Genomic DNA, 3,115 nt, shown 5'->3' on the forward strand with positions numbered 1-3,115 from the left:
TCGGGATCACCGGCCTGTCCAAGTCCAAGGTGTCCGAGATGGCCAAGGACCTGGACGAGCAGGTCACCGCGTTCCGCACCCGCCCGTTGAGCGAGGGCCCGTACACGTTCGTCGCGGCCGACGCGCTCACCATGAAGGTGCGCGAGGGCGGCCGGGTGGTCAAGGTCGCGGTCATGGTCGCGACCGGCGTCAACGCCGACGGGTACCGGGAAGTCCTTGGCGTGCAGACCAGTTCGGTTGAGTCGGGCGCCGGCTGGCTCGGGTTCTTCCGGGACCTGGTCGCCCGCGGCCTGACCGGCGTCGCGATGGTCACCTCGGATGCGCACGCCGGACTGGTCGAGGCCATCGGCGCGACCCTGCCGGCCGCGTCCTGGCAACGGTGCCGCACCCACTACGCCGCGAACCTGATGAGCGTCACCCCGAAGTCCCAGTGGGGCTGGGTCAAGGCGCTGCTGCACAGCGTGTACGACCAACCCGACGCCGAGGCGGTGCACGCCCAGTTCGACCGCGTCCTGGAAGGCCTGTACGAAAAGCTGCCGGCCGTGGCCGAGCACCTCGAGCTGGCCCGGTGCGACATCCTGGCGTTCACCGCGTTTCCGCGCGAGCTGTGGCGCCAGGTGTGGAGCAACAACCCGAACGAGCGCCTCAACCGCGAGATCCGCCGCCGCACCGATGTCGTGGGCATCTTCCCCAACCGCGACGCGGTCATCCGCCTCGTCGGCGCGGTCCTCGCGGAGCAGCACGACGAGTGGGCCGAACAGCGCCGCTACCTCGGACTCGAGGTCCTCGCCCGATCCCGGGCCGTCCTCGCCGGCCGCGACCCCGCCGACAACCCCGAGGAGGTGCCCACCGCCCTGATCGCCGACGCGATCAGCGCCTAACCCAGAACCTCACGGGATCACCGTCGTACACCACGGACCCGGACTTGACCCGGCGCGCAGGCCCGCGCCGTTCAAGTGGCCGGTCACCGGCGTGCCTCCAAGAGCTGTTGCAGCTGGGCGATCTCGGCGGTTTGTGCCGTGTCGATCGCACGAGCCAAGGTCAGGACTTCGGGCTTGGTCGCCAGCCGGAGGGCCGCTCGTGCCATCTGCACGCCGCCCTGGTGGTGGGCGATCATCAAGGTGAGGAACTGCCGTTCGGCTTGCAGGCCCGTTGCCCGCTGGAGGGATTTCAGCTGTTCAGTCGTGGCCATGCCCATCGACATTTCACCCGACTGCCCTGATGCGGGCTTCTCAGGCATGCCTGACATCGCGGGCATCCCGTCTTGCGATCCCGTCGCCCCTGCCCCGCCGACCGTCGGCGGGCTCGACGCCGCGGAGCTACCCGCAGGCGCGTCCTCTGGCAGGTGCTGGCCGGCGGACATCCACGCCATGGGCCGATCCGATGAAGTTGCAGGCAGCCCCCAGTGGGCCAGCCACCCGTACAACTGCCCGGCCTGCTGCGACTGGCTCGTGGCGATGTCGTAGGCAACCGCCCGAAGCGTCGGATCGGAGGTCTTGTCGCGGATGGTCAGGGCCATGTGCACGGCCTGGTTGTGGTGGGTCTGCATGTCGCGGGCGAAGCCGACGTCGGCTCCGCCTTCGTCCGGCACGTCGCCGGAACGACCGACCTGGTACCCGGCGAAGCCCGCTAGCGCCACGAACACCAGGACGACGAGGGCCCCGACGAGCATGATGCGTCTCGTGAGCACGGGTGGTCGTGAGCCGTATGCCGTCGCGGCACTCACATTGGCGACAGCGTCGGTGCCGGCTTCCTCGGACACGGTCACATCCCCTCCGGCATGGACGAGCCGGTCCCGTCGATGCCGCCCGTGCAGGCTGCACCCGGCTCGGGGGTCTGCGGGCCCTGCCGGTAGGCCTTGACGAACTCGGCCAGGCGCGGGTCGTCCGCGCTCTCGAGGGCCAGCTGCTTGCCCCATGCTGACGCCACGACCGGGGCGGGCAGGCCCTTGTACGGCGACAGAAGCGCGTACGTGTCCGGCAGTGCCGATCTGAGCTTCCTGACCTGGTCGGCCGGTGTGCCGTCACGGTAGGTGACCCAGACGGCCCCGTGTTCCATCGAGTGCACGGCGTTCTCGTTGGGCACGGGCTGCGTGTACTGGCCGCAGTTGAGCCAGACGGGCGCGTGCTGACCCCCTGCAGGCGGCGTCTGCGCATAGGCGACCGGCGTCGTGACGTGACCTTGATCAACCGTGAAGGTGCGCACCGCCTCCAGCGTCGGGCGGTTCGCCCGCTCTTTCACGACCACGATCCCGATGGCCGCAGTCATGGCGAGCACGACCGTCACGACTCCACCCCAGAGCAGGGCGGACCGACGTCGTTCCTGGGCTCGCTGTGCAGCGGCCATCCGGGCGGCGCGCTTGCGCCGATCCTCACGGGCGGAGCCGGCGTCGCTGTCTTTGGCGGAATCTTTGGCGGAATCTTTGGCGGGGTCTTTGGCGGGGTCTTTGGCGGGGTCGTTGGCAAGCATGCGGCCTCCAGGGCATGGCCGGCTCAGCGCCGTCGCGGGCGCCGGCGGGCAGTGGTGAGTTGTCGTGCTGAGCGCCGGCACCCGGTTCGGACGGGTGGTTTCCGGCGCGGTCTGCGTACCGTAACATCTGAGCATGCGTTCAGATGAGACGGTCATCGGGATAGATGCCTGCACCGACCACTGCGTCCATCCCGAGACCGTGCGCCACGTCCGCGCCCGCGCCCTCCCTGAGGACGACCTGACCCGGGTGTCAGCCGTCTTCAAGCTCTTGGGCGACCCGACCCGCGCCAAGCTCCTCTACGCGCTGCTCGAGGCCGGTGAGCTGTGCGTCTGCGACCTCGCCGCGTCCACCGGCACCACCGAGACCACGGTGTCGCAGTCGCTGCGCCTGCTGCGCGCCTCGCAGGTGGTCACGGCCCGACGCGATGGCCGCCTGATGTACTACCGCCTCGCCGACGCCCACGTGCGGATGCTGCTCGACCTGACGCGCGAACACATGACCCACGAGCCCACGCCGATGTCCGCCGACCATCCCACGGAGCTGGCACCCGTCGGTCCGGCACATGCGCAGAGGCCCGCGCCCCACAGCAGGACGCCCTCGCGTACCCGTTCCGCGCGCCCGGAGGCCGGCGCATGAGAAGCCCTG

General features: G+C 70.0%; 3 protein-coding genes and 1 pseudogene. 2 read left to right on the plus strand and 2 right to left on the minus strand.

Annotated features, from left to right (window positions below):
* Window positions 1–881 (plus strand): IS256 family transposase (locus tag N864_RS20625; protein ID WP_034721807.1); only part of this gene is annotated, 881 nt, incomplete at its 5' end.
* 83 nt (window positions 882–964) lie between these two features.
* Here the strand turns inward: N864_RS20625 and N864_RS20630 are convergent.
* Together N864_RS20630 and N864_RS20635 are read right to left on the minus strand one after the other, a co-directional pair.
* Window positions 965–1,768, minus strand: a complete 804-nt coding sequence (locus tag N864_RS20630) for a DUF305 domain-containing protein (protein WP_155893039.1) — start codon at window positions 1,766–1,768, stop codon at window positions 965–967.
* The gene (locus N864_RS20635) at window positions 1,765–2,469 is read right to left on the minus strand and encodes a DUF3105 domain-containing protein (RefSeq protein ID WP_081794093.1); all 705 of its coding nucleotides are present in this window, start codon (window positions 2,467–2,469) and stop codon (window positions 1,765–1,767) included. Before N864_RS20635 ends, N864_RS20630 begins: the two co-directional genes overlap by 4 nt.
* A 133-nt stretch (window positions 2,470–2,602) precedes the next feature.
* Here N864_RS20635 and N864_RS20640 point away from each other — a divergent pair.
* Window positions 2,603–2,977 (plus strand): annotated as a pseudogene (locus N864_RS20640) (ArsR/SmtB family transcription factor); the annotation flags it as partial.
* Between the last annotated feature and the right edge of the window lie 138 nt (window positions 2,978–3,115).

The sequence above is a fragment of the Intrasporangium chromatireducens Q5-1 genome (genome assembly GCF_000576575.1).
Lineage (GTDB): Bacteria > Actinomycetota > Actinomycetes > Actinomycetales > Dermatophilaceae > Intrasporangium_A > Intrasporangium_A chromatireducens.

Coding starts and splice junctions, on each gene's coding strand:
- N864_RS20635 (WP_081794093.1), bottom strand. CDS start 2,469: ATGCTTGCCAACGACCCCGCCAAAGACCCCGCCAAAGACCCCGCCAAA.